Source organism: Kribbella sp. NPDC006257, assembly GCF_040613535.1.
In the GTDB taxonomy this organism is placed as follows: Bacteria; Actinomycetota; Actinomycetes; order Propionibacteriales; family Kribbellaceae; genus Kribbella.
Genome location: NZ_JBEXSJ010000014.1, coordinates 100,911 through 126,847, shown reverse-complemented (window position 1 = coordinate 126,847; position 25,937 = coordinate 100,911). Strand labels below are relative to the sequence as shown.

The following is a 25,937-nucleotide window of genomic DNA, read 5'->3' as shown; positions in this document are numbered from 1 at the left end:
AAGAGTTCTGCGGATTCACGGAGTGAGCAGGCACGCCAAACCGCCATCTGTGTGGTCAAGCGCTAGCCCTGTGGTGGAACTCGTCGGTCAAGCACAGGAGACCTGCCCTAGCGCGCTAGGGCAGGTCATCCGAGCTGAACTGCTGCCTTACCGACGGGGGTGGTAGTCGTCGGCGTCATCGCCGACGTCTGCGTCGTTGTCGCCGTTCGCAGATCCGTTACCGCTCTGCTCGCCGCCGGACAGCTCTTTTTTGAGCTGGTCCAAGTCGGTGTCCCAGGTGCGGTACTTCAGGTCGCGTGCGACCTTCGTCTGCTTGGCCTTTGCACGGCCGCGCCCCATAGCGTCGACCCCCTCGCACAAGTCAACCGGGTACGCAGCTGGGCGTCCACGGATCAGTCGTCAGTAATCGTGGTTCTAGATTACCCGGAGCCGGTGTCCGACACACGCACCGCCCCCTGGCTGGACTGCCGAAGCAGCCCGATGACAGGCCGGAAGGCCTGGCCGATCCCCTCAAACCGGCCAGGCCTCCCGCGTCTTGAGCGTCGTACCGAGGCGTTACTTCACCTCGCGACGTGAGCTTGCCCACAGTCCGACGATGGTCGGCGCAACGATCCAGACTGCGATCGCGGTGAGCGTCTCGGGCACCATCCCGTGCAGATCCCGCTCCGCGATCCGGCCGAAGGCGCCGAAGACGTCGAGCCAGTTCGCGTTGTCCTTGAACAGCGCCGGGCCGGCCAGCGACCAGGCGGTCGGCGCGATGAAGAAGACCAGGATCGCGACGGCGGTCTGAGCGATCACCGCACCGAAGGCGGCACCCATCACGACATTCAGCGCGGTGGTCAGGTAGGCGCCGGCCAGCGCGCCACCCAGCCCGGCGAACGACGTGCCGTGGCCGACAACGGCCCCGCCGATGCCGGTCGCGGCCAGAGCGAGCAGTGCGGTCGCCGTCATCAGCACGGCGCTCAGCACGACCGCGGAGACGAACTTGGCCAGCTGCACCCGGACCCGGCGGGGCGACAGCGTGAAGGTGGTCAGCGCCGTGCGCTGGGTCCACTCACTCGTCATCGCCATCACACCGATCACCGGCAGGATCAGCTGGACACCCACCGAGGCCGCGGCCAGGTAGCTGTCGAAGCCCTGCACCTCGTTGTTCGTGTGCGTGAGCTGCCAGGTCAGTGCGGCGACAGCCAGCGCGAGGATGGCCAGGACCAGCACCCGCCCGCTGCGGGTGTCCAGGGACTTGCGCAGTTCGGTGGTGACGAGTCGGAGGAAGGACTGCCCGCGCGCGGGCGGGAGCGCGGTGGACACGGCGCGGTGCTTGGCAGCGGCCGCGGCGGGCGGTGAGGTGATTTCGGTGACAGCCATGGTGATGAGCTCCAGAAGTTTCGAGGTGGTCAGGCGGCTACGGCGGTCGGGCTGGTCAGCTGGAAGAAGAGCTCCTCCAGGCCGGCGCCGTCGCTCTCACGCAGTTCGAGCAGGATCTGGCCGGCAGCGGCGGCCGCGCGGCCGACCTGCTCGGCGGTGCCGTCGACGCGGAGCGCGCCGTCCTGCAGCGGTTCGAGGTTGAGCCCGGCGGCGGTCAGCGCCTGGTTCAGCGCGATCGGGTCGAGGCCGCGAACCAGCGTGCCGCTCCCGGCGAGCAACTCCTCCAGCGAGCCGTTGGCGACGATCCGGCCGCCGCCGATGACGACCAGCCGGTCCACGGTCGCCTGCACCTCGCCCAGCAGGTGGCTGGACAGGATCACCGTGCCGCCGCGGCTCGCGAAGTCCTGCAGTAGGCCGCGCATCCACCGGATGCCCTCCGGGTCCATCCCGTTGGCAGGCTCGTCGAGGATCAGTACGGCGGGGTCGCCGAGCAGCGCGGCCGCAATGCCGAGCCGCTGCCGCATGCCCAGCGAGTACTGGCCGACGCGACGCTTCGCGGCCGGGGTGAGCCCGACGGCCTCGAGCATCTCGTCCGCACGGCTCTTCGGTACGCCGAGCAGGCTCGCGTTGAGCTGCAGCGTCTCCCGGCCGGTGCGACCCGGGTGCTGGGCGGCGGCGTCGAGCATGACCCCGACGACCCGGCCCGGGTTCGGCAAGTCGGCGTACCGCTTGCCGGCGATGGTCGCGCGGCCGGAGGTCGGCGGCGTGAGTCCCGTCAGCATCCGCAGCGTGGTGGACTTGCCGGCCCCGTTCGGGCCGAGAAAGCCGGTGATGCTGCCTGGCTCGACGGTGAAAGACACATCCTGCACGGCCGTGCTGTTGCCGTAGCGCTTGCTGAGGTTCTCGACGGTGATCATGGGGGCAACTCTTCCGTCCGGGACCCCCTCGCCACATCGACCGTGCGTCTCGACCAGCCCCCTACGAAAGTCGTTGACGACCCCCTACCGACCCCCACCTGATGGGGGAGACGGGCAGCACCCAAAGGCTGACGTGGACCTGTACGCAGCGCGACTAGGCTGACGGAATGCAACGGTTGCGGCGCTGGTACGCCTGGTTCGTCCAGCGTGCGCCACGCATCCGCGACCTGATGTACATCGGCTTCAGCCTGATCACGATCCTCGCCCAGGCGGCCTCGGGCCGGGCGGGCTGGCAGCTGCGGGACTGGGTCGTCCTCGGGCTCGGAATCGTCGCCTCGCTCGCGCTGTGGTGGCGCCGGCGGTTCCCGGTCACGGTCACCGTCGTCGCAATCCTGGCGCTGCTGGGTGGCCAGATCTTCGTCCCGATGGGCCTCGCGCTGCTCACCCTCGCGATCCGCCGCCGCGACCTGGCGCTGGCCGTCCTCAGCCTTGCGGCGTACGCCGGGTATGTCCTGAGCTCCTACTGGAATCAGCCGAGCGACCTGTGGGTCCTCATCTTCACCGGCCCGTTCCTGATCGGGACCTGGGTCGCGATCGGCGCCTACATCGGCGCCCGGCGCGACCTGATGGTGTCGCTGCGGGACCGGGCCGAGCGGGCCGAGGCCGAGCGCGAGCTCCGGGCGGACCAGGCCCGGCTGGGCGAACGGGCCCGGATCGCGCAGGAGATGCACGACGTCCTGGCCCACAAGGTCTCGCTGATCGCCCTGCATGCCGGTGGGCTGGAGGTGAACCCGGCGGTCGGCCCCGAGAAGGTGGAGAGCTCGGCCGGCCTGATCCGGGAGACCGCCCGCCAGGCGATGGAGGACCTGCGCGAAGTTCTCGGCGTACTGCGAACTGATCTGAGCGCGGCTGGTGCGGACCTGGCTCCGGTACCACGGGCAGTCGATCTGGCCCGCCTGGTGGAGGCGTCGCGAGCAGCCGGGGTGAACGTGCAAAGCGACCTGGAGCTGCCGGACGACGTGCCGGCCTCGGTCGGCCGGACGGTCTACCGGATCGTCCAGGAGGCGCTGACCAATGTGCACAAGCACGCTCGCGGGGTGTCGACCGAAGTCTTCGTGAAGGGCGCGCCCGGGACCGGGGTGACGGTCCGGGTGACCAACGTCCGGCCGGTCGCGGCCGATTCGCTGCTGCCCGGATCGGGCGCGGGCCTGGTCGGGCTCCGTGAGCGGGTCAGTCTGTCCGGCGGAAGCATCTCGGCCGGGCCGACCGCCGAGGGTGGCTGGCGGGTCGAGGCCTGGTTGCCGTGGAGCGAGAAGGATCCGGGCCGGCTCGGCCGTCCGGGCGACATCGACGAAGGAGAAGGATGACGCGGCTGCTGATCGTGGACGACGAGGCGCTGGTCCGGGCCGGACTGAAGATGATCCTCGAGTCGGCCGACGACCTCGAGGTGGTCGCGGAGGCCGAGGACGGCGCCGACGCGGCCGCGATGGTGCGCGAGCATCGCCCGGACGTGGTGCTGATGGACATCCGGATGCCGCGGCTGGACGGGCTCGCTGCGACCCGGGCTGTGCAGGCGCTGCCGGATCCGCCGAAGGTCGTCGTACTGACCACGTTCGATCTCGATGACTATGTGTTCCGGGCGCTGCAGGCCGGGGCGAGTGGGTTCCTGTTGAAGGACACGCCACCGCGTGAGCTGGTGCAGGCGATTCGCGTGGTCGCGGCCGGGGACGCGATGTTGTCGCCGGCGGTGACCAAGCGGTTGATCGGGCACTTCGCGGCGGACCAGCGGACCGATCGGCGGCGGGTGGCGCAGGGTCGGCTGACCACGCTGACCGATCGGGAGAGGGAAGTCCTGGCCGCGGTCGCCAAGGGATTGTCCAACGCGGACATCGGCAAGCAGCTGTTCATGAGCGAGGCGACTGTGAAGGCCCATGTCTCGCGGGTGCTGGTGAAGCTCGATGCCACCAACCGCGTCCAGGTCGCGATCCTCGCCCACGACGCGGGATTGCTGGACGACTGAAAAGGCCTTGAAAACAAGCGAAACCGGTCGCGTGCCGCCGGAGGGGTGGGGGCGGCGGCTCGCGACCGGTTTCAGAGTCAGCGACCGATGGGGGGAATCGGTCTCGCTGACGGCTTCCTGTCCTGCCCAGGCAGGACAGTCGGATCAGGCGCGGCCGAAGGCCACGTTGCTGCTCCAGATCTTCGACTTGGCGACGGGCCGGCCCGGCTTCGAGGCCTGCCACAGCATGTTGCCGCCGGCGTAGATGCCGACGTGGTACACGCTGCCGCCACCGCTCTTGAAGAACACCAGGTCGCCCGGCTTCGCAGCCTTGCGGCTCAGGTGCTTGGTGGCGCTGTACTGCTGCCGCGACGTGCGGGGCAGCTTCTTGCCGGCCCGCTTGTAGACGAGGCCGGTGTAGCCGGAGCAGTCCAGGCCGCGGGTGGTCGTGCCGCCGTAGCGGTACGGGGTGCCCTTGAGCTTGGCTGCTTCCTTGAGGACGCGCGCCTGGAAGGTCGAGCTGCTACCGGTACCGCCGTGCAGCAGACCGTGGCTCGCGGCGTAGAGCAGCGAACGCCAGGTGTTGTACGTCATGGTGCCGGTGCGGGGCAGGCCCACCCGGCGCTGGAACTTGGCGACCGCCGTACGAGTGGCGGAGCCGTACCAACCACCGGCCGGGACGTCCAGGGAGCGCTGCACGTAACGGACGGCCGAACCGGCGTCCGCGTAGCGAAGCAGCGGCTTCTTGGCGATCGGCAGGTTACCCCGGGCCCACGCGGCCGAGGTGGTCTTGGTGGTGGCCGAGGCGGTGGTGGTGCTGCTGGGACCGGCGACAGTGAGGATCGCTCCGCCACTGACGGCGAGGCCGACCGAAAGGACGGCGGCTGCGGCACGAGGGGCGGCCGCGGACTTGGTGGACTTGCGGTGCTTGGCCAGCATGCGACCGGTGGGCCGGGTACTGGACTCGCTGTGGACAGCAGGCAGCGCTGTCCGTCGGACGGTGACGGGCATGGTTGTCTCCCGACGCCTGCGGAGTTAGCTGTCGGGTTCGGGCTGAGAGTCGATAGCCCGGTCCGCTCCCGCGGACTTCACCCCAGGGACCCGACCACTCACGGTCGGACCCCAACCTCCTGGGTCCCCCACTCCTGCCATGGTTGTTCGAGGGGAACAGGTGCGCCTGGCAGGACTCGGCGTTGACACACCTGCAGTTCGTCTCATTTGTCGAACCGCCGACGACTGTATAACAGAACGATCACGACGCAAACCCTCAGATCCAGAGAGACCCTCTGGAAAGGCCTCAAATGGCTCTCTGACGGCTCAGGGATCGCTGGTGAACACCAGGAGTCCTGAGCGTGTCTGAGCGTGTCTCAGGCGGTCGCGTAGCAAATTCGTGTGACGTGGGTCACTTTCTGGGATTGCTCTCTGTGACAACGACCACAGTGAGTGTTCGGGGCGGTCTGAGGGCGCCCTCAGCCGAGCAGTTCGAGGAAGCGCTCCAGGCCGACGTTCCCGCCGGAAAGCACGACTCCGACCCGGTCCGGAAGGTCCTCGATCCGGCCCGCGAGCAGCGCCGCCAGCGCGCAGGCGCCGCTCGGCTCGAGTACCAGCTTGAGTCGCTCGAAGGCGAACTTCATCGCGGCCCGGATCTCGTCGTCGCTGACCAGCTCGACCGCGGCCAGCAGCCGCCGGTTGATCTCGAAGGTGAGCTCGCCCGGGATCGGGATCGCCTGACCGTCGGCGATCGTGTGCGGTACGCCGTTGTCGACCCGCTCGCCGGCCGCCAGCGAGAGGGCGGTGTCGTTGCCCGCCTCCGGCTCGACCCCGATCACCCGGATCCCCGGCGACAGTTCGACCGCGGCGGTCGCGCAGCCCGCGATCAGGCCGCCACCGCCCACGGGGGCCAGCAATGCCCCGAGCTGCCCCACCTCTTCGATCAGCTCGAGTGCGACCGTGCCCTGGCCGGCCATCACGTCGTAGTGGTCGTACGGCGGGATCAGCGCGACGCCACGCTCCTCGGCCAGCGCGGTTGCGAGCGCCGTACGGTCTCCGGTGTAGCGGTCGTAGGTGATCACTTCGGCGCCGTAACCCTTGGTCGCCGCGACCTTCGTCGGCGGGGCGTCCTCGGGCATCAGGATCACGGCCGTGGTCCCCGCCATCGACGCCGCCAGCGCGACCGCCTGGGCATGGTTCCCGGACGAGTACGCCGCGACGCCGCGCGTCAGTTGCTCCGGGCTCAACCGGCTGATCGCGTTGAACGCGCCGCGGAATTTGAACGCCCCGATCCGCTGCAGGTTCTCGGCCTTGAGGAACACCTCGGCGCCGACCCGCTCGTTCAGAGTTCGCGACGTGATCACCGGTGTCCGGTGGGCGACTCCGTCGATCCGCTGGGCGGCTTCCCGGACATCCTCGAGGCTGAGCATGTCCGGGAATCTACCGTCAGCAAGAGATCTTGGTGTCCCCGACTCCGAGGCAGAGGTCCTGGCCAGGGCCGCCGTCGAGGGTGTTGTGGCCGGTGCCGCCGATCAGGATGTCCTTGCCGTTGCCGCCCAGCAGGAGGTCGTTGCCACCCAGTCCGAGGATGAGGTCGTCGCCGCCGAGACCGCACAGTACGTCGGCGCCCGGCGTACCGATGAGCAGGTCGCTCCCCGCAGTACCGGACTTCGTGCAGGCAGGTGTCGGTGGTACTTCGGCTACCTCTACGGACCCGGCTTCGCAGTTGGCGCCCTGCGGCCGGGTGATGCCTCGCTGGTCGACAGTAAAGACAGTGCAAGCAGCAGCCGGTACTGCGCCGTTGGCCGGCGATGCGGCAAGCGGCAGCATCGTCTGAGTCGACCCGCCGTTGCTAGCCAGTGCGCCCAGTTGTGGGCTGCCGATGTTGCTGTGGTCGCCAGGTCCGGCCAGTGCGCAGGTGCCGTCCCCGTCGAGGTTGTAGCCAGTAGAAGAGGTCGCTAGTCCGATGCTGCAGTCGCTGGCGCCCGTGCCACCGGCCACGATCGAGCCGAAGGTGTGCAGGCCGGCGCTAGTGGCCACGTTGCGACCGGCGCCACCTGCTGTATTACCCGAGACCGTCGCATGCCGTAGGTAGATGTCATGGGCCAGCGTGCCGACACCACCGCCCGCATTGGTGGCACTGTTGCCTGTGACTGTCGAGTTGTCGACGCGTACCTCGCCGGTGATTGCATAGATGCCACCACCCTGATCAGTGGCGCTGTTGTTGCTGATGGTCGATCGGGTGACGACGATCTGCGCAGGAGGCGGTCCACTGGAGTTCTCGATGATGGCTGTATTGATCCCGCCGCCGGAGCCGGTCCTGGAGTTCCCGGAGACCGTCGACTCGGTCACGGACACCACTGGCTGATCAGTGGGCGAGTCCTGGTCGAACAGCACCTGGATACCCCCGCCACTGCCGCCACCAGCGTGGTTGCCGGTGACGGTCGATCCGGTCACCGTCAGGTCGCCGCAAGCTGAGCAGATCACTCCGGTGCCACCGTTGTTGTCCACTGTCGTGTTGGTAAGAGTGAACAGCCCCGAACCCTGCCCAGTGGTCCGTACGCCGTCACCTCCGTTACCGCTGATCGTCGAGCCGCTCACAGAGAGAGCTCCGTCGGTCAGGCCCACGCCCCGGCCGGTGTTGTTAGTAATAGAGGAGTCGACGATGTGCACCTGACCCAGTGACAAGGCGACGCCCGTCCCGGTGTTGTCGTGGATGTTGGAACCAGTCAGGTTGAGTACCGCGCCGCCTAGCGAGCTCTCGAGCACCCGGCCGGCGCCACCCGCGTTGCCGGTCACTGTCGCGCCGTCGAGAGTCGCGTCGCCCGCGTGCTGCAGCGCTGCGCCGAAGAGGCTGTCGCCACCGGTCAAGGTCACGTCGTGCAAGGTGATCGAGCCATTGGTGTCGAGCGTGTTCAGCACCCGCTCGCCCGCGCAGTTCTGGTCGATCGTCGACCCGTTGCCCTTGATCGTGAGCGGCTGCATCGACGTACTGTCCAGGTCGCCAGCGGCATTCGTGTCGTCGTCACCGCACAGATCCAGTCCGTACGTCGCGGCCGCGGTCAGGGTGATCGTGGTCGCGTCGCCCGCGGCGTTGGCCGTGGTGATCGCCTCCCGCAGCGAGGTCACCCCGTCGCCGCCGTTCACGACATCCGCCGTGGTGGTGACAGTGATCGGTGCGGCCTGGGCAGGCCCGGCCTGCCCGACCGCGAGCAGCAGTGCCGCGATCATGGCGACGACAGCGGACAGCACAACGCGACGCATAGAACCCCCCAAACCGTTTGCGGTTCCCCCCAGCAACCGGCTCGAGGTCACACGGTCCCACAAGCCGATGGATGGCCACCAGAGTTCGTAGCATGTCAAGAACGCTCAGCCGGTTCCGTACTGATGACGAGCGGTTCCCATCGGGGGAGCCGAGCCTGAAGGAGACATCGTGAAATACCTACTGGTCCTGAACATCAACCCTGACGTGCTGGCCGCGCTGACCGAGCAGGAGCAGCAGGCGATCTTCAGTGGTCACGAGAAGTTCATGGCGGCGACCAAGGAGTCCGGCGAGTTCCACAGCACGGCGGCGCTGGCCGAGCCGGCCAAGACGGCCGTCGTCAAGGTCCGCGACGGCGTACCGGCTGTCACCGACGGCCCGTTCCTTGAGGCGAAGGAGTTCCTCGCCGGGTACTACCTGATCGACGTCGCGAGCCGGGAGCGCGCCTACGAGCTGGCCGCGCAGATCCCGGACGCCGCCATCGAGGGCCTCGGCGTGGAGGTCCGCGAGATCATCCACGAGGTCGGACTCTGACCGACGCAACGCGAAACGGCAGGATCTCCACCAGGAGGTCCTGCCGTTCGGGGTGTGTCGTCAGGAGGTCTGGTCGTCGACGGTCGCGTCGCCGGCGTTCTTCTTGACCGACTCGATCCCGTTCTCCGCGGCAGCCTTGGTCTTGTAGCTCTCGCTGCTCGCGATGATCTCGCCGTTCCCGGCCTTCAGCCGGAACCGGAACCCGCCGGACTTGTCCTCGTACAGCTCGAACTTTCCCGCCATTGGAAAACCTCCGTGTGATGAGCCACTAACGCTCCGGAGCCTAGACCCGCAGCCCGTCCAACACCCGCCCCGACACTACGTACGCCGTACCGCAATTCACTCCGCGAGGCGTGCTCTGAGGGCGCTGATGTGGGTGTCGCGGGAGACCGGGCCGTTGAAGCGGAGCCGGTCGTAGCCGGTGAAGCCGGGTTCGAGCTCGTCGAGTTCATCGACCAGGAGCTTGAGTTCGGCCGGGTCCGGCCCAGCGTCGATCGCCTTGATCAGCTGGTCCTTGCGCTGGATCGTGGCCGGCGTGACCGAATGCAGGCAGACGTACTGCCCGCTCAGGTAGGCCTCCCACTCGTCCTTGCCATCAGCAACGTCCTGCCACTGGGCGACGAACCAGTCGTGCAACTCGTCCAGGCCGACCCGGTCGGCCAGCGCGAAGAGATCCGCCGGCACCATCTCGGCACCGTCCGAGCGCAGATACCCGGGCATCGGGAGCTTGCCGGCCAGCATCAGGCCCCGTACGTCGTCCACGTCGCGACCGTGTTCGGCACAGAGCTCCGTCAGTACCCGGAACTGCCGGCTGACATAGGCGTCGTCCTCGGCGCTCATCGGGTGGTCACCGTTGATCTCGCGGAACCTCGCCGCAACTGCTTCCTGGGTCATGCCCTGAAGCTAACCCCGGATCCCTTCGGTACCGGCCGAAGTGTCGTCCTTCCGGTGGCGGTCGGGGAGGACGCCGCGGATGCCGGCGACGACGAGTTCGATGCCGAGTTCGTAGTACCGGTCGGTCGAGGACGGGCAGACCAGGGTGTCCGCGGCGGAGGTGATCAGCGGGTAGCGCCGCGGGGAGAGCGCGCCGAGTGCCGCGCGCTTCTGCCGGAGGGCGTCCTCGCGGGCGATCGGATCGGTCACCTCGTTCGCGCCCGGCTCCATCGTGACCAGGGTGATCAGCGCGCAGATCGACTGCCGGCCGACCTCGGCCGCGTCGTCCACGCCGAACCCCGCCTCGGTGAGCAGTTCCATCGCCCGCTCGGACATCTCCAGGCTCGCCTCGCACCTCAGGATGCGGAACATCGCCAGCTGCGCGACCTTCGGATGCGGGCGGAGCGCGGCGACGAAATTGGTGAAGATCGCCTGCAGCTGGCGGTCCCAGCGGTCGTCGTTGGGTGCCGGCAGGTCGATGTCGGCCAGCATCCGGTCGCCGATCGCGGCCAGCAGCTCCTCCTTGTCGCTGAAGTGCCGGTAGAGCGCCATCGGGGTGACCTCGTGCTGCTGGGCCAGCCGTCTGATCGTGACGGCCTCGAGCCCCTCGACATCGGCCAGCGCCAGTGCGCTGGTCGCCAGTTTCTCCGGGTCGAGCCGCTTCGCGGTCTCCTTGCTGATCGTCGCCACGTTGACAAGTGTACAGCGTAGACCTACGGTGTACGAAGTACGCATACACCGTATACATACAACGTAGACAACGACTCCCCTGTGAGGTTGGAGATGCGACGTAGTCCCTGGGCGACCCTCGCGGTGCTGGCCCTAGCGCAATTCATCGTGGTGCTGGACGTGACGATCGTGAACGTCGCGTTGCCGCACATTCAGGCCGATCTGAACTTCTCCGCCGACAACCTGCAGTGGGTGATCAACGCTTACACGCTCCTGTTCGGCGGCTTCCTGCTGCTCGGCGGCCGGATGTCCGACCTGCTCGGCCCTCGCCGGGTGTTCGTCGCCGGCCTGTTGCTGTTCGGCGCCACCTCGCTGGTCGCGGGGCTGTCGAACTCACCGGAGTTCCTGATCGGCGCTCGCGCGGTCCAGGGCCTCGGTGGTGCTCTGCTGTCACCCGCGGCACTGGCGATCCTGACCGTGACGTTTGCGCACGGCCGTGAGCGGAACATCGCGATGGGCGTCTGGGGCGGCCTGGCCGGCCTCGGCGGCACGCTCGGGGTGGTCGCGGGCGGCGTACTGGTCGACTCACTCAGCTGGCAGTGGGTCTTCTTCGTCAACGTGCCGATCGTGCTCGTCCTGGTGGCCCTGATCCCGGTCTTCATCCGCGACACCCGGCACAACGAGGGCCGGGACCGCACGTTCGACACGGCAGGAGCAGTGCTCGGTACTGCGGGTCTGCTGGCTGTCGTGTACGGCGTGGTCCGGTCCGAGCCGAAGGGGTGGGGTTCAGGCGAGGTGCTGACGTTCCTCATCGGCGGTGTCGCCCTGTTGATCGCCTTCGTGCTGGTAGAGGCCCGGTCGAAGGCACCGCTCGTACCGCTGCGACTGTTCCGGTCCCGTGCACTCAGCGTGTCGGGTGCTTCGCTGGCGCTGAACGGCGCCGGGTTCCTCTCGATGTTCTTCCTGACTGCGATCTACCTGCAGCAGGTTCGCGGAGATTCCGCACTCGAGGCAGGCGTTCACTTCCTGCCGATGGGCGGCGCGGCGATCATCGGAGCCGTCCTTGCTTCCCAGCTGGTCCAGAAGATCGGTACACGGACCGTGCAGTTCGGCGGAGCAGTGCTCAGCGTTGTCGGGTTGCTGATGCTGTCCCAGGCAGATGCGGTCGGCAGCTACACGACTCAGCTGCTTCCGGGTCTGGTGATCTTCGGCTTCGGCATTCTCGGCGTCGGCGTACCGGGTCAGATCTCTGCAGTCTCCGAGGTCGAGAACCACGAAGCTGGCGCTGCATCTGGTGTCGTCAACGCGATGTACCAGGTCGGTGGCGCACTGGGGCTCGCGATCGTCACTACTCTTTCCATCAGCCGTACTACGGATGCTCTGACGCACGGTGTTCCGCAGCAGCAGGCGCTGGTCGAAGGTTTCCAGCGTGGCTTGCTGGTAGCGGCTGCCTTCGCCGTGGCGAACGTAGTACTGACCATGGCTTCGCCTCAGCTGCAGCCGACGGCAGAGCAGCTCACTGAGGCAGCTGTTGCCGCTTAGGTCAGCGGATAGGCGACGTACGCGAGTCGGGTGCTGTCGGGAGACCAGCTGGGAACGTTCATCGTGCCCTGGCCGCCGTAGAGGGTGGCCAGGTCGCGCGGTGAACTACCGCTGGCCGGCAGCAGCCGGACGCGTACGTCGTCGACATTCTCCGGGTGACCGAGGGTGCCGGGCGGGAAGCTGACGTAGGCGATCGTCTCGCCGTTCGGCGACGGGTGGGGGAACCAGTTGACGCGCTCGTCGAACGTGAGCTGCTCAGTGTTGCCCTGGCTGGTCCTGAACAGCTGGGCATGACCAGGTGTTGTCGAGGCCCGCTCAGAGTTGAAGTAGATCCACTGGCCGTCCGGGCTGTACTCCGACCCGTCGTCCGCGTACTCGTCGTCGGTGATCTGTTCGTCGATGCCGCCGGCCGCGGGGATCGTGTAGATGTTCGTGCGGCCGTTCTCCAGGCCGATGTAGGCCAGGGTCTTGCCATCCGGCGAGATGCCGTGGAGGTAGTGATGGAACCCGGGTCCGCGGTCGTTGCTCACCCGGCGCGTGTGCGGTGGCCCGGTCAGCGGTACGGCGTACAGGTGGCCGTCCTCGGCTGAGACGTAGACGGTCTCGCCGTCGGGGCTGAGGACATGGTCGTTGTTGATCTCCGGTACGCCGCCGAGGTCGATCTGCTCGAACTCGCCGCCTGCGACCGGGAGCCGGTAGAGATTGCCGTCCCCGTTGACGATCAGCGACTCGCCGTCGACCGTCCAGTTCGGTGCTTCGAACAACAAGGTCGACGATCGATGGACGCAGCGGCTTTCGCCGGTGGAGATCTGTACGACGTACAGCTCGGCCAGCTGACCAGGACGAAGAGTGCGCATAGGTCCTAACTTATCCGGACGCGTTTTGTCGGGAACGTGGTCTAGCGTCGGTTCATGGCCGACTTTCGCGAGCAGGACCTCAGTGGATCACGCTTCGAGCGGGCCAACCTTCAGGGCGCCACGTTCGACCACGTCACCCTCGACGGCGCCGAGCTGCGGTCGGTCGACCTCAACGACGTGACGATCCGGGGCGCCGAATTTCACCGGGCCCGCCTGCGGGGCGTGGAGCTGGTCGACGTCGAGATCTCCGGTGAGGTGCAGAACGTCCTCGTCAACGGGGTCGACATCGGGCCGCTGATCGAGGCCGAGCTGAATCGGCGGATCCCGGAACGGGCCAAGATGCGGCCGGACTCTGCGACCGGCTTCCGTGAGGCATGGTCGATCCTGGAAGGTCTGTGGGAACAGACGATCGCGCGGGCGCGGACCTTCCCCGAGGAGGCGTTGCATCGCAGTGTCGATGGCGAGTGGTCGTTCATCCAGACGCTGCGGCATCTCAACTTCGCGAGCGCTGCCTGGGTCGGCCGGATGATTCGCGGCAATGCTTCGCCGTGGCATCCGCTGGACCTGCCGTGGGACGAGGCGCCCGGCTGGGACGGCATTCCCTGGGATCGGGAGGCGCAACCGTCGCTGGACGTCGTACTGGAGGTTCGTGCTGAGCGGCAGGCGATGATCCGGGAGGTGCTCGCGTCGCTGACCGAGGAGCAGCTCACGTCCGAGGTGAGCATGACCGAGCCCGGCTGGCCGTTGCGGGAGAGCTTCCCCTTCAAGGACTGCCTCTACATCGTGATCAACGAGGAGTGGGAGCATCGTCTGTACGCCGCACGCGATCTCACCCTGCTGGAGGGTGGCGGTCTGTGAAGCTGGATTGGCCGAACTGCAAGAACGTACGCGATCTGGGTGGGCTCGGGCAGCTGCGAGCTGGTGCGCTCGTGCGGAGCGACAATCTGGACCAGCTCGACGCTGCCGGGATTGCTGCGGTGCGCGCGGCCGGCGTACGGCGGATCGTTGATCTGCGGAGTGAATGGGAGTGCGAGAGGTACCCGTCGCCGTTCGCCGACGATCCGATCTGGCGGAATGTTCCACTGGTGGATCCGGATGCGCCTGACCTGTCGACGGAGGAGCTGGTTGAGCAGTATCGAGTGCTTCTGGACGGATCGCGGGAACGGTTCGCCGCGGCGATCGTGGCGATTGCGGAGGCGCCGCCCGGCTGCGTTGTGGTTGCCTGTCACGCGGGGAAGGACCGCACCGGCCTCATCGTGGCGCTCGCGTTGCACCTGGTCGGAGTACCGGCGGATGTTATTGCTGCCGACTACGCGTCGAGTCCGGCGTTGGACGCCGAGAGTCTTGTGCCCCAATTTGCTGCTTCACAAGGGGAAACGATCACGTTGATGTTGGAGCATCTTGAGAAGGTTTATGGGGGAGTAGCCGGCTATCTTGCGGGTGGTGGGGCCACGGCCGAGCACTTCACGTTGTTGGCAGCGCGATTAGTGGGGTGATCTCGTCGCGGAGGAGCCGTCGATAGGTTTCCACGTCCAGCAGGCGCGTTGTGAGGTGATGATGCAAGCGGTGTGCGCGGACGAGGCGCGGGCCGGCGGCGAAGAAACGTAGTACGGCGTCTCTGTCGCGCCGCAGCGCTGGTTGCATGAACGGCGGCCGATCGGTTGCCGCTAGCAAGAGTTGGTCCGCCAGCTTCGGGCTCGTTCCTGAGAGGAAGCGGTGCAGGGTGTCGCTTTCGAGGCCAGCCACTGTGAATGAGGGCGGCGCGGACTTCGTGATGGCGGCCGGCATGTGGCTGCCTTCGCCTGAAGCAGCCCAGAGCAGGCGGAGCAGGGCGGTGTAGCCGTCGCTGCAAGCGATGCCGAGTCGGGACGCGACGCCCTTGCCCAGGTGCGGGAAGCATCCGTAGGCCCGTCCAGTTGCCGGGACAGTTGGCTCGAGGGCGAAGCTGAGCAGGCCTTTCGTCTCCTGTACGACGATGTAGGGAGCCGGCGCGTCCTTGCCGATCGGGTCGGTCGCGCGCAGACCGGTGTTGGCGTTGAACGGTGGACGGAGAGCGAAGATCAGCTCGGCCTCTCGCCAGACCGCGGCTTCCTCGTCGTCGGCGGACTCCCAGACGACCCGGCGGACGAGGTCGTAGCGCTGATGCAGCTGCGACTGGGGAATCCCGCCGGCCGCGTGCTGGCGGAGTCGCTGACGCAGATTCGTCGCCTTCCCGACGTACAGGATCTCGTTGCTGTCGGCAAGGAAGAAGTAGACGCCGGGCGTGCGCGGTGCGTCGGCGGAGGCGGCACGGAGTACGGCGAGTCCCTCCTCGCCCCAGCTATTCGGTTTGCCCACGGTCACCTGCCATCTATGCTCGGCTGTCGAGCTTATCGAAGGAGAGGTTGGCTGGTTGTGGTCGAGGCAACTGAGCAGGAACTCGCACGCGCCGCCTTGCAGCACTTTCCTCTCGAGCTCCGCGAGGTCACGCGGGCTGCGCATTCGTACAACACGATCTACCGGGTCGAAGCTGCTGAGGGTGTCTTCGCGCTTCGTGTCGGGCCGAGGCAGCAGCTTCACACGGCCGGTACGGCGTACGCGGAGGCCGCCTGGCACCGGGATCTGGTCGCCGATGGCCTGGCCGTTCCGGACGTCATCCTCACCTCATCGGGTGAGCCGGTCGTGTTCGTGGACGACCCGGACGGCCAGCCGCGGACATGTGTGTTGTTCGCCTGGATCGACGGGGGACCGATGCAGCTCGATCCTTCCCGGGCTCGCGTCCTGGGTGAGCTGATGGCTCGGCTGCACGCACACCGGTCCGCATTCCGTGATGCCGATGTGCTGCGTGCGGGCAAGGTCCTTTACTGGCTGTTGCCCGACCGGTTGGCCGACCTTCCGAAGGTGTTCAGCCTCGCCCGGGACAGCGTGCAGTTGCTGATCGACGACCTGTGGCGGTCCGGAAGTCCGCAGCTGATCCACGGCGATCTCACCGCGGCCAACGTGATCGAATCGGCCGCCGGTCCGGTGCCGATCGACTTCCAGGACATGGTCCTCGGCTTCCCGGCGCAGGACATCTCGATCACGCTCTCCTCGTTCGGCCGCCGCGACGACCGCGAAGCGCTGACCGCCGCATTCCGCGACGGCTACACCGACTCCCGCCCCTGGCCGTTCACTTCGGACGAGCTGCTGCGAGGTCTGATCGTGGCCAGAGGCCTGCACCGGCTGAACCTCAATGCGGCGACCACGACTGGCCCCCTCCCGCAGGAATACCTCGACTACCACGCCGTCCGAGCCCAGGCCTGGCTGGACAGCTAGCGGCCTTGTCGGTGGGGGCGTCTAGGGTCCGCTTGTATGGGGTCTCCTGATGTCAAAGGTGAGTTGCTGGGGTTGTTGCGGAGTGGGCGAGCAGTGATGCTCGGGAAGCTGGAGGGGCTGTCGGAGTACGACCGGCGCCGGCCGTTGACTGCTTCGGGGACGAATCTGCTCGGGTTGGTGAAGCATCTGGCGGGGTTGGAGTACGGGTATCTCGGGGCGTCCTTCGGGCGTCCACCGGCGGAGCGGCCGACGTGGTTCCGGGATGATCCGTACGACGAGATCGACATGTGGGCGACGGCTGACGAGTCGAGCGACTACATCGCCAGCGTCTACCGGAAGGCGTGTGCGCACGCGGATGCGACGGTCGGCGCTCTCGAGTTGGACAGTCCGGGGTTCGTGGCGCACTGGGCCGAGGGGAAGACGACTCTGGGGGTGTTGCTGATCAGAATGGCCGGCGAGACCGCGCAGCACGCGGGTCATGCGGACATCGTTCGGGAACTGATCGAAGCGGCGCCCGGCGACACGCAGTACGGGATGGTTCAGGCGGTGGCTGATCAGTTCCGCGGCGGTTCAGTTCCGTGAAAGGCCAACCGGGTAAGGGGATTCCAGCGACATGCCGGGCGCGCGGTGTTTGACGGCGGGGCCTTCGGTCGGGAAGGATGTGGGGCACTGGCGCGGCCCGCGCCTCACCTTCGTCGACCGGCCCCAGCCTGGTCTCGCTGAGAAGGCACTGTGTGCCTTCGAGAAGGCAAAGGGATCTCCGATCTCGGGCCGCTTGTCCTGGTCCTCTGCCTCGGGCGGGATCGCTGGGGGATCGCGTGCGAGTGCGTGGAAGGCCAGATGACAGCGCACAGGAACTTCAAGCGACGGGTCCGAGCCCGCGCCGCCAAAACGGGCGAGTCCTACACGGCTGCCCTCCGGCACTTCCGTCCGACTCCATCAGGAGAAGACATGCCGGAAACCACCCAGACCATCCTGCGGATCGCCGTCGCCCAGTCGACGGTGCGCGAGGATCCCACCGACGCCGACGGGCTGCGCGCGAGCGGCGCGGAGGCTCGACGCTTCCTTCAGGACGCGGCGGCCGCCGGCGCACGCCTGGTGCATTTCCCCGAAGGTGCGCTCTGTTTCCCCAATAAGTACGTGATGTCCGAGCTCGGCCCGGACGAGCTCGGTCCGGCCGACTGGACCAAGGCGTCCTGGAGCGTGCTCCAGGACGAGCTGGACCAGATCGTCGCGCTGTCGGGCGAGCTGGGGATCTGGACCGTGATCGCCTCGGTGCACCAACGGCCCGACGGGAAGCGTCCGCACAACAGCCTGTACGTCGTCTCCGATCAGGGCAAGATCGTTGCCCGGTACGACGAACGCACGCTCTCGACGACCAAACTCACCTACATGTACACACCTGATTCCGAGCCGGTGACCTTCGAGATCGACGGCTACCGGTTGGGTCTCACGCTCGGGATGGACGTGCATTTCCCGGAGCTGTACACGGCGTACGACGCAGCCGGCGTCGACGGCGTGCTCATCTCGTACTCGACGAAGGGCGGGCCGGGGAACGACCGCGCGGGCACGGAAGCGCGCGGACATGCCGCAGCGAACTGCTACTGGGTGAGCCTCGCGGTCGCCGCCAACCCGTCGTCGAACATCGAGTCCGGCGTGATCGACAGCATGGGTGACTGGATCGCCCGCTGCCCGTCCGACGGGAGCCCGGCGATCGCGGTCGCCGACCTCGACCGGTCGCACGCGTTCCCGCCGGTCGCGCACGACTGGCGACGAGAGGCGCGCTCGCGCATCAGTTCCTGATCACCAGGAGATCCCGTACGACGGGCGCCCGTCGTACGGGATCTGCTTAATGCCTGATCAACCCGCCGACCTGCACGGCGTCGACATGCCCGGTGGCCGGCCGCTTCTCCGCCAGCGCGATCCCCACGTCTACCCAGCGACGACCTGTGCAGCCCCGCGACCTCAGAAATCGGCGTCCACACCGACTCCGCAGTCTCCCCGTTCGCCTCCGGCCGGAGCTCCCCACCCGTGATCCGGACCGCGTAGAAGATCCCCACGTTCTGATGCTCCGGCCCACCGGGAATGGTCCGCTCGGCCGCTGGAATCACCCGCGAGTCAACCCCCAGCAACTGCTCGACCACCGCCGAACACCCGGTCTCCTCAGCCACTTCCCGAATCACCGCATCCACCGGATCCTCGCCGTGCTCCACCTTCCCACCCGGCAACGTCCACCACGTCCCATCCCCCCCGAGGCGACACATACCGAGCCAGCAACACCCGCCCACCCACCACACACACCGCATAAGCCGCCAACCGAAAACTCATCCACCCACGCTAACCGAGGCCGCCGTAGGCCGGTCAGGTTCGGTCGAGCCAGCCGGGGATCACTTGATCAGCCGGAACAAACTCATCGGCCCGCCCGTCGCGCGCCGCCTGCATTGCCGCGTCGAAGCCCGGACCCGAGTACGCGATCGCCCGCAGCCGCCACAGGTGCAGCACCTCGCGCAACTGCCGGAACCGGGACACCTCGCGAGCATCGTCGAGCGCGGCGTGGTACTCGCTCAGGAACTGCTCCCGCCACCGCACCGGCAACGCACGAAGAATCTCGCCCGGATCATCGAACGGCTCTCTCACCGGCTGACCCTCCATACGATCAACCTACTCAAACCTGCACGCCGTACGCCGGTTCGTCGCCGTCCGTGGGTGTTCTTGCTACGGTCGCTCGCATGGTGCGGGTGTTGGTGACGGGGATGTCTGGGGTGGGGAAGACGAGCGTGCTGGGGGAGCTTCGGCGGCGGGGGTTTTTGACCGTTGATACGGACTATGACGGTTGGGTGACGGGGGATGGGAGGTGGGACGAGCGGCGGATGGCGGGCTTGCTGGATGAGCATTCTGATCTGGTGGTGTCGGGCACGGTGGAGAATCAGGGGCGGTTTTACAACCGGTTCGACCATGTGGTGCTGCTGAGTGCGCCACTCCAGGTCCTCATTGATCGCGTGAGCCGGCGTACGAACAATCCGTATGGCAAAACCGCTGAGCAGCAGGCTGAGATAGCGCAGTACGTCGAAACTGTCGAGCCTTTGCTCCGTCAAGGCGCAACGCTGGAGCTGGATGCCCGGCAGTCAGTGAAGGACCTCGCCGACGCCATTGAGCAACTCAAAAGCTCCTGATGTCGATTCCGCGCCGGGCCAATCGTCATACAGGGTGAAGATCGCTCAGAGAGAGGTGGACGGACAGTGCAGGACAAGAAGCGAGCATTGCACCAAGCCCTGGTGGATCGGATTCTGAAGGGCGACGGCACCGCCTCGACGTTGCAACGGGCCCAGGCTTTCGGCAACGAGAGCCTGCCCGCGCCGTCGGATGCCCTCATCGGCAAGGTTGTCAGCGCGCCGACTGAGGCAGATCTGGCAGCAGTATCGGGCTGCACGGAAGACCAGTTGTTCGAGCTGGTGGTCTGCGCAGCGGTTGGCGAGTCGACTCGGCTTTATTACACAGGATTGGCCGCTCTCGAAGAAGCGGAGACCTGATCGTGCGACTCAATGTCCTCAACCACGGCTACAGCCGCAGTACGAAACTGCTCTTCGCGATCATCCGCCTCTTCTCCGGCCACCCGCTGCCGGACGCCGCGAAGATCGTCTTCTACCGCCCCGACTTCTACGGCACGCACGCCAAGGCGTTCACCCACGAGGCGATGCGCGGCCCGTCCGCCTGGTCGATCGGCGACCGCGAACTGATGGCCGCGTACGTCTCCAAGGTCAACAAGTCCGCCTTCTGCATCGGAGCGCACACCGCCACCGCAACCCAGGCGTACCAAGATGAGGCGAGAGTCACCGCAGTCCTCGCCGACCTCGACACCGCTCCCATCGAAGCTCCACTGCGAGAAACCCTGCGAATGCTGGGCAAACTGATCCGCGAAAAGACGGTGAGTGCCGACGACATGCGAGCAGCCCTCACCTCCGGTGCCTCACCGCAGCAGCTCAAGGACGCGCTGGCAGTCTGCGTCGCCTTCAACACCACCAACCGCCTGGCTGACGCCTTCGGCTTCACCCTCCTCACCCCCGACGCCTACAACGCCGGCGCCAAGTACCTCCTCAAACGCGGCTACCAATAGCCCGGGCCATGCACCAGCTCACCCCTGCAGAACGCGACCGCGCCGTCGTCTACCCCCTACAGCTACACGCAGGCGTCCGCACTCGAGCTCTTCGGCCCGCAGCGCGGCCTACCCGCGGCGTACAGCGGTCACAACGCCTTCGCCAACTGGCCGCGCCCGCCCGACTCCGCAGACATCGTCCTGATCGTCACCGACTCCAGGAGCACCACCGATGCCCCGACCTGGACCTACCAGGCCTGCGACACCATCGGTCCGTCCGCCACCGTGAAGACCCCGACCGCCACCAGGGAACGCGGCCGGGTCGTCTGGACCTGCCACCTCCGCGAACCCTGGTCGGCCCTCTGGCCCAGGCTTGCCCGAATCGGCTAGACCCGCTGGCGATCGGAGCGCTTGGCGAGCAGAGTCCGAACGAAGTTGATCACCAGCAACGCGGGCAGGATGAACGCCTGGAAGAACATCCAGTAGGTGCCACCCTGGAAAATGAAGGCCAGATAGACCCCGTAGCCGAGAAACGCCGCCCCCGCCAATCCGCTGACCATCCGGGCTCCGTCCGACTGCTCACCCAGTCGCACGAGAGCCATCGCCACCATTGCCGCGCCGCTGACGCAGAGCAATACGACGTACCAGGAAAACGTTGCGTCGTACCCGAAATCGATGTTCATGAATCCCCCACCAAAGAATGCCGTGAATGATGCCTGCGGCAACCTAGCCGAAGCTGCAGGCCGATGAACAGCGAATTGCAGCAACGTGCAACGGCCCTCAGCGCACGCGGACCGTCACCGTGACGGTCTTCAGGACGGCCGGCAGCTTGGTCGTGTCGACCTTCAGGATCTCGCCGCTGTCGGCCTGACCCGTCGGCGGCAGCACCTTCTGGTGAACGGTCCACCTGCCGTCGGGATCGACAACGATGGTGTCGATGCCGAAGTCGTCGTCGCTGGACAGGTACAGCGTCCGGCCGCCGTCCGTGGTGGCGACCCCTTCCACCTTGTCGTGCCCGAAGAACTTGCCGGTCGGGTCGAGCTGGCTGACCAGCGTGCCGACATTCACAGACGGCTGCTTCTGGGCGACATTGATGCCGGCCGCGGTGAACGCCGTCAGGGCCGCGTTGGTGTCAGCCTTCCCCGCGAAGGCCTCGGGCGACTTGCCACCGATGGTCAACCCGCTGACATCGGTGGCGCCATTGATGTCGACCACAGTGAGATTCTTCTGCGCGAACGGCTCGAAGTTGCCGTCCCGTTCGTCGAGAACGAACCGGGAGTTGGACAGCGCCGTGATCTCGCTGACCGCGGCGCCCGTGCTCGCCGGGTTGTCCAGCAGGTACAGGTACTGCTTGGTCTCGAACGTGCGCAGGTTGATCGCGACGATCCGGGTCGGTGCGACGTTGCCCGGCTTGACGCCGCCGAGATCGGGCTGCTGCAGCGCGGACTGCATCACACCGACGAGCGTCGTACCGTCCGGTGTGAGCGTCAGACCCTCCATGCCCTTGTTCTTGGCGCGAAACGCGAGCTCAGCCGGTAGGTAGCCGAGGATCTTGTGCGACGCGTTGTCCGGGCTGTTCCTGTACGGCGTCAGGCGACCCAGCTCGTATCCGTTCGCGTCGAAATGCGTGACATACGGCCCATATTCGTCCGAGACCCAGAACGTGCCGTCCTTCAGCGCGACCAGGCCCTCGGAGTCGTACCCATTCGGGTCCTTCGCGACCGGCACCGGCGTACCACCGTTCGCATTGGTCGCGTTGACGTCGTCGATCGTCTCGCTCGTGTCGTTCGGCGGCCGACCGCTGTACTTTTTCCCACCCGGTCCCTTCAAAAGGATCCGGCTGATCAGCTCGGCCTTGCCGTTGACCAGCTTGAACTTCCCGATCTGCGGCGTGAAGTCGAGGAACATCTCCGACTTGTTGCCGTCCGGCGCGTCGGCGTTCGGACCGCGGTCGGTGAGACCGTAGAAGTAGCCCGCCTTCCCAGGCACCGGCGTGAACGACGACCCAAACCCCGCCCCGGACACTTTCGTCGTGGTCCCACCTGGCCCAGCCACCTCCCCGAGCGGCGACACCGGCGTGGTCCTGAACAGCTGCACCGCATCCGATGCCGTGTAGGTAAAGGAATCCACCCCCTTGAACCCGTACGCCGGGTTGTAGGTGAACGAGCCATCCGCATTCACCGAGACGGTCCCGTTCACCGGCTCGGTATGCCTCACGACCGCAGTCGCCCCCGAGTCGTTCCGCAGCACGTTGCCGCTCACCGCACCGCGCCCGGAGTACGAATCACCCACCACCCGAAAGTTATGCTCCCCCCACGGCAACCACCCACCAGCCCGAGCCACCACCCCACCCGCGCCCACCAACCCGACAGCAACCCCGACCGCCACCACAGCCCGCCCACGAAATCTCATCCCCCCGAACCTGACGCCCCCCGATGAACGTCACCCCTTCACAACATGAACCCTCGGCAACTCCCGGAGGCTCCGCCAAACCCTCGGAAGGTTTAGCCTCAACAGCCGTCGAGTAACTGCCGCTGCTTGTGCTCGTTCCGTGGCATCTCGTACGCCGGGAACCGCCCACGCAACCCCCTTCGCCGTCGCCTCTCGTTGCCTCCGCACGAGCGAATGGTCGACCGGTGCGCGGCAAGGTCACCCGATCGACTTCTCCACCTGACCCCGTACCGACGGACATGAGGTCTCCGGCTGACCTTTCCCCCCCCCACGCTCACCACCGAACGGCGAGCCCTTTCCCACCACATACCTCATGTCCATCGGCACACCGCTGGACCGGTTCGCATTTATGGTGGGTCGACTGACCCCAATTCTTCAGCTGTTGCAGCTTCCTGCAGGAAACGGCTTGCCGCCGCCCTGTCGGCCGCAGGTCTGCAAGGATGCCCATGACAACGACTTGGGGAACGAGGCTTTCAATGCGCGATGCCAACCAGAAGTGGCGAGACTTCCGCCTGATGTGCTTTGCCGCATCTCTCGCCCTGCTGGTTCTGCTCGCGACACCATGGCTGACCACCTGGAACGACGGTCTTGTGAAGCCGCCGCAGATCTACAGCGGTATCAGCCTGCTCGACATCTTGTCCGCCGCCGACACCAGCTCTCCGATGGGCAGTGCGGGTCCCTGGCTGTTCCGCACCTATCTCCTGCTGGCTCTTGTCTGTCTGGTGTCTCCGGCAACGGTCGCTGCCCTGGCAGCTAGTTGTGCCGGGTTCGCGGTCACCGTCCTGATCATTGTCATCAAGCCGGATTCGTCCCCAGTCTCTCCGGGGATCGAGCAGATCGACTGGAGCGGGGCACCAACCGTCGCGGTCGGCATCTGGCTGGTCGCCGTGTGCGTCTCGATGGCCGGCTGGTACACCCGGCCGGACCCGGCGACGGGCTCGACGCCGAGTTGGACGTCAAGGTCGATGACCGAGTGATATTGCTCAAGCAGCAGGGCTGATCCCTACCTTTGAACGGAGATCTCAATGAACCGGCGGGCTATCGCCATCGTCACCGGCGTCGCGGTGATCGCGGCCGGAGTTCTGATCGTCCGGCCCTGGTGGGAAGGGCGGTGCTCGGCGAGCTTCGAGAAGGTTCCGGTCGCAAAGCTGGCGAGGGTTCATACGGTGCCCCTGGACCAGGTCAAGGTCGACGACTTCTACGAAGGGTCTCGGGAGAACCTCCGGAATCTCCTGGAGGTCGCCCAGCACCCCGTGGCGCCGCTTGGGGCAGCACGAAATGCCGTCGTCTTACCCCATCAAACGGGCACGGCTGTCGCGACTCTGGCCAACTCGAACGACGGGGACGTCCGATTCAAGGTGGGCGACGGCGGCCTTCTCGGGTCGGGTACGGCGGCTGCCATCGTGCAGGTGGACGGGGAGACCGGCAAACCGGTGTGGGGACGCCGCCAGGAGAGCACCGGCGCCGGCGATGGGGACCTGGCCGGCCGTTTGGTGTTGACGCGCATGCCCAGGGACACGGCGCCACGGATCACGGCCGTGGAGACCAGCAACGGCGATCTCGCGTGGTGCACCAAGGTCGGCAAGGACAGCGACACTGATTCGCGCTGGACCTTCGCCTCAGCGGCGTCCGGGGATGCGCTCTTCGTCGTCCGCCCATCCGATGGGCGCAAGGACTCGGATCATGACGTGCGGTTGGCCCGCATCGACGCCCGGTCAGGCAAAGTCAACTGGAACAAACGCGTCGCGGGCCTGGACCAGGCCGATTCTGTGCATGTACTGCAAGACCAACTCCTGCTGAGCCGACTCCCCACCGACCTGGATGACGACGCCCGCTCGCGGAAACTCGATCCTGACCACAAGTCGGAGCCGCCGGTCAGGGATCGAGGTGCAATCGTGGCGCGCTCGACTTCAGACGGTACGCCGACCTGGACCTACCGCGGACCCGATGATCGAGGCTGGATCAGTAATGTCGTGGGCACCGGCAAGGACGTCGCGGCAGTGATCTCCCGCCGCTCGTCCTACCAAGGCAAGACCCTGGTTAACGAGACCTGGCTGACCGGTATCGATCGGACCGGCAAGCAACTGTGGAAGCACGACTTCAAGGACCAGTTCGGCTACTGGCTCATCGACTACTTCAAGGTGGCCGGCGGCCTCCTTCTCTCTTACGAGAAGGGCGAGAGGCCGAAGACCTCTGACCTGGTCGCCCGCAGCCTCACCGACGGCACCGAACGCTGGCGAACGCAGATCTCCGCAACCGCCTCGCCCCTGAGGCATGGGGCATCCGAAGTCCTGGGCAACAGCCTCTTGGCGAACACCTTCGACGACGGACTGATCGCCGTCGACCTAGGCTCGGGAGCCGTCACGAATCCTCTACCAGGCAAGAAGATCGGCCCGATCAAGGGCATCGTCAGCGACGGCCGCACCGTGACAATCGACGCCAACGGCCTCTTCATCACCTTCAACCGAACCTCCTGAAAGTGCAGGAGATGACTCCCCGCGAGGCAATGAACGGCGCCTTGAAGGACGCGATCGCACACCACCTGCGTCCTCAGGGATTCACCGGATCCTTACCGCACTTGCGTCGCCGTTCGGACACCCAGATCTGCCTGATCAGCTTCCAGTTCTTCTCAGCCGGCGGAAGCTTCGTCGTCGAGATCGCTGAGTGCGGCCCTGACGGTTTCACGACTTCCTGGGGCGAACACAAGCCCCCCAACAAGGTGACCGCCCAGGACATCCCCGCGCCCCGCCCGCGCCTTGGTACGACGGCCTTTCCCCACGGCGACCATTGGTTCGTCTTCGGACCGCGCAACTACGAGCCCGGCACGGCAAAACTACAGCCCCACACCACCTACCAAGCACTCGCTCACGAAGTCCTTCGATTCGTAGAGTCGCAGGCAGAGCCATTCTGGAAGCAACAGCTCTCGGCCCGGATGTAGAGTCAGTCGGCTCGGCATCGAAAGAAGACGTGCCTGACGTGCAGAATCCCTGCAACTGCGGATGATCGCTGAAGGGACCTCACGGGTACTCGC

At 66.6% G+C, this 25,937-nt stretch carries 29 protein-coding genes, 1 pseudogene and 1 riboswitch; of the genes and pseudogenes, 15 read left to right on the top strand and 15 right to left on the bottom strand.

Features of this window, described 5'->3' with window-relative positions:
* Positions 1 to 147 precede the first annotated feature (147 nt).
* The 3 genes from ABZ004_RS19050 to ABZ004_RS19040 all read right to left on the bottom strand — a co-directional run bounded on the left by ABZ004_RS19050 (position 148) and on the right by ABZ004_RS19040 (position 2,282).
* Positions 148 to 339, bottom strand: a complete 192-nt coding sequence (locus ABZ004_RS19050) for a DUF3073 domain-containing protein (protein ID WP_185442564.1) — start codon at positions 337 to 339, stop codon at positions 148 to 150.
* 216 nt (positions 340 to 555) lie between these two features.
* Positions 556 to 1,365 carry an ABC transporter permease gene (locus tag ABZ004_RS19045; protein ID WP_355681196.1) on the bottom strand — a complete coding sequence of 270 codons (810 nt, stop codon included), beginning with the start codon at positions 1,363 to 1,365 and terminating at the stop codon, positions 556 to 558.
* A 29-nt stretch (positions 1,366 to 1,394) separates the two neighbouring features.
* A complete protein-coding gene (locus tag ABZ004_RS19040; protein ID WP_355681195.1) occupies positions 1,395 to 2,282 on the bottom strand; it encodes an ABC transporter ATP-binding protein in 888 nt (295 codons plus the stop codon).
* 167 nt (positions 2,283 to 2,449) lie between these two features.
* Between ABZ004_RS19040 and ABZ004_RS19035 the strand changes: the two genes are divergently transcribed.
* Positions 2,450 to 3,649 (top strand): histidine kinase, encoded by a 1,200-nt coding sequence (locus ABZ004_RS19035; protein ID WP_355681194.1) that lies wholly within the window; start codon positions 2,450 to 2,452, stop codon positions 3,647 to 3,649.
* Positions 3,646 to 4,302, top strand: a complete 657-nt coding sequence (locus tag ABZ004_RS19030; RefSeq protein WP_355681193.1) for a response regulator transcription factor — start codon at positions 3,646 to 3,648, stop codon at positions 4,300 to 4,302. The genes ABZ004_RS19035 and ABZ004_RS19030 overlap by 4 nt, the downstream gene beginning before the upstream one ends.
* 144 nt (positions 4,303 to 4,446) lie before the next feature.
* Here the strand turns inward: ABZ004_RS19030 and ABZ004_RS19025 are convergent, their stop codons facing one another.
* The 3 genes from ABZ004_RS19025 to ABZ004_RS19015 all read right to left on the bottom strand — a co-directional run bounded on the left by ABZ004_RS19025 (position 4,447) and on the right by ABZ004_RS19015 (position 8,535).
* Complete coding sequence (locus ABZ004_RS19025; protein ID WP_355681192.1) at positions 4,447 to 5,292, bottom strand: NlpC/P60 family protein; 846 nt, start codon at positions 5,290 to 5,292, stop codon at positions 4,447 to 4,449.
* A riboswitch (cyclic di-AMP (ydaO/yuaA leader) is annotated at positions 5,292 to 5,484 on the bottom strand. It overlaps the preceding gene by 1 nt.
* A gap of 266 nt (positions 5,485 to 5,750) precedes the next feature.
* Positions 5,751 to 6,701, bottom strand: coding sequence for a pyridoxal-phosphate dependent enzyme (locus ABZ004_RS19020; protein WP_355681191.1), 951 nt, complete (start codon positions 6,699 to 6,701; stop codon positions 5,751 to 5,753).
* Between the two features lie 16 nt (positions 6,702 to 6,717).
* Positions 6,718 to 8,535: a right-handed parallel beta-helix repeat-containing protein gene (locus tag ABZ004_RS19015; protein ID WP_355681190.1), complete on the bottom strand. Its 1,818-nt coding sequence runs from the start codon at positions 8,533 to 8,535 to the stop codon at positions 6,718 to 6,720.
* Positions 8,536 to 8,704: 169 nt separating this feature from the next.
* Between ABZ004_RS19015 and ABZ004_RS19010 the strand changes: the two genes are divergently transcribed.
* Positions 8,705 to 9,067: a YciI family protein gene (locus ABZ004_RS19010; protein ID WP_355681189.1), complete on the top strand. Its 363-nt coding sequence runs from the start codon at positions 8,705 to 8,707 to the stop codon at positions 9,065 to 9,067.
* Positions 9,068 to 9,127: 60 nt separating this feature from the next.
* On the opposite strand, the gene ABZ004_RS19005 is transcribed toward ABZ004_RS19010, so the two are convergent.
* The 3 genes from ABZ004_RS19005 to ABZ004_RS18995 form a co-directional block, all read right to left on the bottom strand.
* A complete protein-coding gene (locus ABZ004_RS19005; RefSeq protein WP_355681188.1) occupies positions 9,128 to 9,310 on the bottom strand; it encodes a YegP family protein in 183 nt (60 codons plus the stop codon).
* A 96-nt stretch (positions 9,311 to 9,406) separates the two neighbouring features.
* Complete coding sequence (locus ABZ004_RS19000; protein WP_355681187.1) at positions 9,407 to 9,961, bottom strand: DUF6058 family natural product biosynthesis protein; 555 nt, start codon at positions 9,959 to 9,961, stop codon at positions 9,407 to 9,409.
* Between the two features lie 9 nt (positions 9,962 to 9,970).
* Positions 9,971 to 10,690, bottom strand: a complete 720-nt coding sequence (locus tag ABZ004_RS18995) for a TetR/AcrR family transcriptional regulator C-terminal domain-containing protein (protein WP_355681186.1) — start codon at positions 10,688 to 10,690, stop codon at positions 9,971 to 9,973.
* A 93-nt stretch (positions 10,691 to 10,783) separates the two neighbouring features.
* Between ABZ004_RS18995 and ABZ004_RS18990 the strand changes: the two genes are divergently transcribed.
* Entirely contained in the window at positions 10,784 to 12,211 is a 1,428-nt protein-coding gene (locus ABZ004_RS18990; protein WP_355681185.1) for a DHA2 family efflux MFS transporter permease subunit, read from the top strand.
* Here ABZ004_RS18990 and ABZ004_RS18985 read toward each other — a convergent pair.
* On the bottom strand, positions 12,208 to 13,068 hold the full coding sequence (locus ABZ004_RS18985; protein ID WP_355681184.1) for a biopolymer transporter Tol: 861 nt from the start codon (positions 13,066 to 13,068) through the stop codon (positions 12,208 to 12,210). The two genes, ABZ004_RS18990 and ABZ004_RS18985, sit on opposite strands and share 4 nt — an antisense overlap.
* Before the next feature lie 54 nt (positions 13,069 to 13,122).
* On the opposite strand from ABZ004_RS18985, the gene ABZ004_RS18980 reads away from it, so the two are divergent.
* Both ABZ004_RS18980 and ABZ004_RS18975 read left to right on the top strand, forming a co-directional pair.
* Positions 13,123 to 13,926, top strand: coding sequence for a DinB family protein (locus tag ABZ004_RS18980; RefSeq protein WP_355681183.1), 804 nt, complete (start codon positions 13,123 to 13,125; stop codon positions 13,924 to 13,926).
* Positions 13,923 to 14,564: a tyrosine-protein phosphatase gene (locus tag ABZ004_RS18975; RefSeq protein ID WP_355681182.1), complete on the top strand. Its 642-nt coding sequence runs from the start codon at positions 13,923 to 13,925 to the stop codon at positions 14,562 to 14,564. The genes ABZ004_RS18980 and ABZ004_RS18975 overlap by 4 nt, the downstream gene beginning before the upstream one ends.
* Here the strand turns inward: ABZ004_RS18975 and ABZ004_RS18970 are convergent.
* Positions 14,533 to 15,405, bottom strand: a complete 873-nt coding sequence (locus ABZ004_RS18970; protein ID WP_355681181.1) for a nucleotide excision repair endonuclease — start codon at positions 15,403 to 15,405, stop codon at positions 14,533 to 14,535. The two genes, ABZ004_RS18975 and ABZ004_RS18970, sit on opposite strands and share 32 nt — an antisense overlap.
* Positions 15,406 to 15,462: 57 nt before the next feature.
* Here ABZ004_RS18970 and ABZ004_RS18965 point away from each other — a divergent pair, with 57 nt between their 5' ends.
* The 3 genes from ABZ004_RS18965 (at position 15,463) to ABZ004_RS18955 (ending at position 18,165) form a co-directional block, all read left to right on the top strand.
* Positions 15,463 to 16,362, top strand: a complete 900-nt coding sequence (locus ABZ004_RS18965) for a phosphotransferase (protein WP_355681180.1) — start codon at positions 15,463 to 15,465, stop codon at positions 16,360 to 16,362.
* A 36-nt stretch (positions 16,363 to 16,398) separates the two neighbouring features.
* Positions 16,399 to 16,944 (top strand): DinB family protein, encoded by a 546-nt coding sequence (locus tag ABZ004_RS18960; protein ID WP_355681179.1) that lies wholly within the window; start codon positions 16,399 to 16,401, stop codon positions 16,942 to 16,944.
* 369 nt (positions 16,945 to 17,313) lie between these two features.
* The gene (locus ABZ004_RS18955; RefSeq protein WP_355681178.1) at positions 17,314 to 18,165 is read left to right on the top strand and encodes a carbon-nitrogen hydrolase family protein; all 852 of its coding nucleotides are present in this window, start codon (positions 17,314 to 17,316) and stop codon (positions 18,163 to 18,165) included.
* A gap of 170 nt (positions 18,166 to 18,335) precedes the next feature.
* Here the strand turns inward: ABZ004_RS18955 and ABZ004_RS18950 are convergent.
* Together ABZ004_RS18950 and ABZ004_RS18945 are read right to left on the bottom strand one after the other, a co-directional pair.
* Positions 18,336 to 18,626 (bottom strand): annotated as a pseudogene (locus tag ABZ004_RS18950) (NUDIX domain-containing protein); the annotation flags it as partial.
* 97 nt (positions 18,627 to 18,723) lie between these two features.
* The gene (locus ABZ004_RS18945; protein ID WP_355681177.1) at positions 18,724 to 18,999 is read right to left on the bottom strand and encodes a DUF6247 family protein; all 276 of its coding nucleotides are present in this window, start codon (positions 18,997 to 18,999) and stop codon (positions 18,724 to 18,726) included.
* A 92-nt stretch (positions 19,000 to 19,091) separates the two neighbouring features.
* Between ABZ004_RS18945 and ABZ004_RS18940 the strand changes: the two genes are divergently transcribed.
* From ABZ004_RS18940 to ABZ004_RS18930, 3 genes are all read left to right on the top strand, one after another.
* The gene (locus ABZ004_RS18940; RefSeq protein WP_355681176.1) at positions 19,092 to 19,535 is read left to right on the top strand and encodes an AAA family ATPase; all 444 of its coding nucleotides are present in this window, start codon (positions 19,092 to 19,094) and stop codon (positions 19,533 to 19,535) included.
* Between the two features lie 66 nt (positions 19,536 to 19,601).
* Positions 19,602 to 19,892 carry a hypothetical protein gene (locus ABZ004_RS18935; protein WP_355681175.1) on the top strand — a complete coding sequence of 97 codons (291 nt, stop codon included), beginning with the start codon at positions 19,602 to 19,604 and terminating at the stop codon, positions 19,890 to 19,892.
* 2 nt (positions 19,893 to 19,894) lie between these two features.
* Entirely contained in the window at positions 19,895 to 20,476 is a 582-nt protein-coding gene (locus tag ABZ004_RS18930; RefSeq protein WP_355681174.1) for a hypothetical protein, read from the top strand.
* A 365-nt stretch (positions 20,477 to 20,841) separates the two neighbouring features.
* On the opposite strand, the gene ABZ004_RS18925 is transcribed toward ABZ004_RS18930, so the two are convergent.
* Positions 20,842 to 21,138: a hypothetical protein gene (locus ABZ004_RS18925; protein ID WP_355681173.1), complete on the bottom strand. Its 297-nt coding sequence runs from the start codon at positions 21,136 to 21,138 to the stop codon at positions 20,842 to 20,844.
* A gap of 97 nt (positions 21,139 to 21,235) precedes the next feature.
* Complete coding sequence (locus ABZ004_RS18920) at positions 21,236 to 22,747, bottom strand: esterase-like activity of phytase family protein (RefSeq protein WP_355681172.1); 1,512 nt, start codon at positions 22,745 to 22,747, stop codon at positions 21,236 to 21,238.
* 635 nt (positions 22,748 to 23,382) lie between these two features.
* On the opposite strand from ABZ004_RS18920, the gene ABZ004_RS18915 reads away from it, so the two are divergent.
* From ABZ004_RS18915 to ABZ004_RS18905, 3 genes are read left to right on the top strand one after another with little or no spacing between them, the layout of a single operon-like run.
* Positions 23,383 to 23,883 (top strand): hypothetical protein, encoded by a 501-nt coding sequence (locus ABZ004_RS18915; protein WP_355681171.1) that lies wholly within the window; start codon positions 23,383 to 23,385, stop codon positions 23,881 to 23,883.
* A gap of 48 nt (positions 23,884 to 23,931) precedes the next feature.
* Positions 23,932 to 25,383 (top strand): PQQ-binding-like beta-propeller repeat protein, encoded by a 1,452-nt coding sequence (locus ABZ004_RS18910; protein WP_355681170.1) that lies wholly within the window; start codon positions 23,932 to 23,934, stop codon positions 25,381 to 25,383.
* Between the two features lie 11 nt (positions 25,384 to 25,394).
* On the top strand, positions 25,395 to 25,844 hold the full coding sequence (locus tag ABZ004_RS18905) for a DUF4304 domain-containing protein (RefSeq protein WP_355681169.1): 450 nt from the start codon (positions 25,395 to 25,397) through the stop codon (positions 25,842 to 25,844).
* Positions 25,845 to 25,937 lie beyond the last annotated feature (93 nt).